Source organism: Vibrio sp. 10N.261.51.F11 (assembly GCF_041471665.1).
GTDB classification, from domain to species: domain Bacteria; phylum Pseudomonadota; class Gammaproteobacteria; order Enterobacterales; family Vibrionaceae; genus Vibrio; species Vibrio crassostreae_C.
The window spans coordinates 1-2939 of record NZ_JBFROW010000042.1 but is presented as its reverse complement, the minus strand read 5'-3'; the positions used below and the strand labels follow the sequence as shown (position 1 = coordinate 2939).

General features: G+C 51.3%; 1 rRNA gene. It reads right to left on the bottom strand.

Features of this window, described 5'->3' with window-relative positions:
* Nucleotides 1-28: 28 nt before the first annotated feature.
* Nucleotides 29-2922 (bottom strand): 23S ribosomal RNA (locus AB4351_RS14525).
* Nucleotides 2923-2939: the final 17 nt, after the last annotated feature.

Genomic DNA, 2939 nt, shown 5'->3' with positions numbered 1-2939 from the left:
TGAGTCCACAAAACCCCTTGGGTGTTGTATGGTTAAGCCTCACGGGCAATTAGTACAGGTTAGCTCAATGCCTCGCAGCACTTACACACCCTGCCTATCAACGTCGTAGTCTACGACAACCCTTTAGGACGCTTATAGCGCCAGGGAAAACTCATCTCAAGGCTCGCTTCCCGCTTAGATGCTTTCAGCGGTTATCGATTCCGAACTTAGCTACCGGGCAATGCCATTGGCATGACAACCCGAACACCAGAGGTTCGTCCACTCCGGTCCTCTCGTACTAGGAGCAGCCCCTTTCAATTTTCCAACGCCCACGGCAGATAGGGACCGAACTGTCTCACGACGTTCTAAACCCAGCTCGCGTACCACTTTAAATGGCGAACAGCCATACCCTTGGGACCGACTTCAGCCCCAGGATGTGATGAGCCGACATCGAGGTGCCAAACACCGCCGTCGATATGAACTCTTGGGCGGTATCAGCCTGTTATCCCCGGAGTACCTTTTATCCGTTGAGCGATGGCCCTTCCATTCAGAACCACCGGATCACTATGACCTGCTTTCGCACCTGCTCGAATTGTCATTCTCGCAGTCAAGCGGGCTTATGCCATTGCACTAACCACACGATGTCCAACCGTGTTTAGCCCACCTTCGTGCTCCTCCGTTACTCTTTGGGAGGAGACCGCCCCAGTCAAACTACCCACCAGGCACTGTCCGTAATCCCGATTCAGGGACCAACGTTAGAACATCAAAACTACAAGGGTGGTATTTCAAGGACGACTCCACCACATCTAGCGACGCGGTTTCATAGTCTCCCACCTATCCTACACATGTAGGTTCAATGTTCAGTGCCAAGCTGTAGTAAAGGTTCACGGGGTCTTTCCGTCTAGCCGCGGGTACACTGCATCTTCACAGCGATTTCAATTTCACTGAGTCTCGGGTGGAGACAGCGTGGCCATCATTACGCCATTCGTGCAGGTCGGAACTTACCCGACAAGGAATTTCGCTACCTTAGGACCGTTATAGTTACGGCCGCCGTTTACCGGGGCTTCGATCAAGAGCTTCGACCGAAGTCTAACCCCATCAATTAACCTTCCGGCACCGGGCAGGCGTCACACCGTATACGTCATCTTACGATTTTGCACAGTGCTGTGTTTTTAATAAACAGTTGCAGCCACCTGGTATCTGCGACTCTCGTCTGCTCCATCCGCAAGGGACTTCACTGATAAGAGCGTACCTTCTCCCGAAGTTACGGTACCATTTTGCCTAGTTCCTTCACCCGAGTTCTCTCAAGCGCCTTGGTATTCTCTACCCGACCACCTGTGTCGGTTTGGGGTACGATTCCTTACAATCTGAAGCTTAGAGGCTTTTCCTGGAAGCATGGCATCAATGACTTCACTACCGTAGTAGCTCGACATCGTATCTCAGCGTTAGTAGCGGTCCGGATTTACCTAAACCACCCGCCTACGTACTTGAACCTGGACAACCGTCGCCAGGCCCACCTAGCCTTCTCCGTCCCCCCATCGCAATTGTAAGAAGTACGGGAATATTAACCCGTTTCCCATCGACTACGCCTTTCGGCCTCGCCTTAGGAGTCGACTTACCCTGCCCCGATTAACGTTGGACAGGAACCCTTGGTCTTCCGGCGAGGGAGTTTTTCACTCCCTTTATCGTTACTCATGTCAGCATTCGCACTTCTGATACCTCCAGCAGCCCTTACAGACCACCTTCAACGGCTTACAGAACGCTCCCCTACCCCACATACCCTAAGGTACGTAGCCGCAGCTTCGGTGTATAGCTTAGCCCCGTTACATCTTCCGCGCAGGCCGACTCGACCAGTGAGCTATTACGCTTTCTTTAAATGATGGCTGCTTCTAAGCCAACATCCTGGCTGTCTGAGCCTTCCCACATCGTTTCCCACTTAGCTATACTTTGGGACCTTAGCTGGCGGTCTGGGTTGTTTCCCTCTCCACGACGGACGTTAGCACCCGCCGTGTGTCTCCCGGATAGTACTTACTGGTATTCGGAGTTTGCAAAGGGTTGGTAAGTCGGGATGACCCCCTAGCCTTAACAGTGCTCTACCCCCAGTAGTATTCGTCCGAGGCGCTACCTAAATAGCTTTCGGGGAGAACCAGCTATCTCCAGGTTTGATTGGCCTTTCACCCCTAGCCACAAGTCATCCGCTAATTTTTCAACATTAGTCGGTTCGGTCCTCCAGTTGATGTTACTCAACCTTCAACCTGCCCATGGCTAGATCACCTGGTTTCGGGTCTAATCCTAGCAACTGTACGCCCAGTTAAGACTCGGTTTCCCTACGGCTCCCCTAAACGGTTAACCTTGCTACTAAAATTAAGTCGCTGACCCATTATACAAAAGGTACGCAGTCACACCACGAAGGTGCTCCTACTGCTTGTACGTACACGGTTTCAGGTTCTATTTCACTCCCCTCACAGGGGTTCTTTTCGCCTTTCCCTCACGGTACTGGTTCACTATCGGTCAGTCAGTAGTATTTAGCCTTGGAGGATGGTCCCCCCATATTCAGACAGGATATCACGTGTCCCGCCCTACTCGTTTTCACTGATTATGATGTGTCGGTTACGGGGCTATCACCCTTTACTGCGAGACTTTCCAGACTCTTCACCTGCATCATTAAAAGCTTAAGGGCTAATCCAATTTCGCTCGCCGCTACTTTCGGAATCTCGGTTGATTTCTCTTCCTCGGGGTACTTAGATGTTTCAGTTCCCCCGGTTTGCCTCCTGTTGCTATGTATTCACAACAGGATACTTACTTATGTAAGTGGGTTTCCCCATTCAGGAATCCCAGACTCAAAAGGTTATTACTACCTAATCTGGGCTTATCGCAAGTTATTACGCCTTTCATCGCCTCTGACTGCCAAGGCATCCACCGTGTACGCTTAGTCACTTAACCATACAACCCGAAAGGGT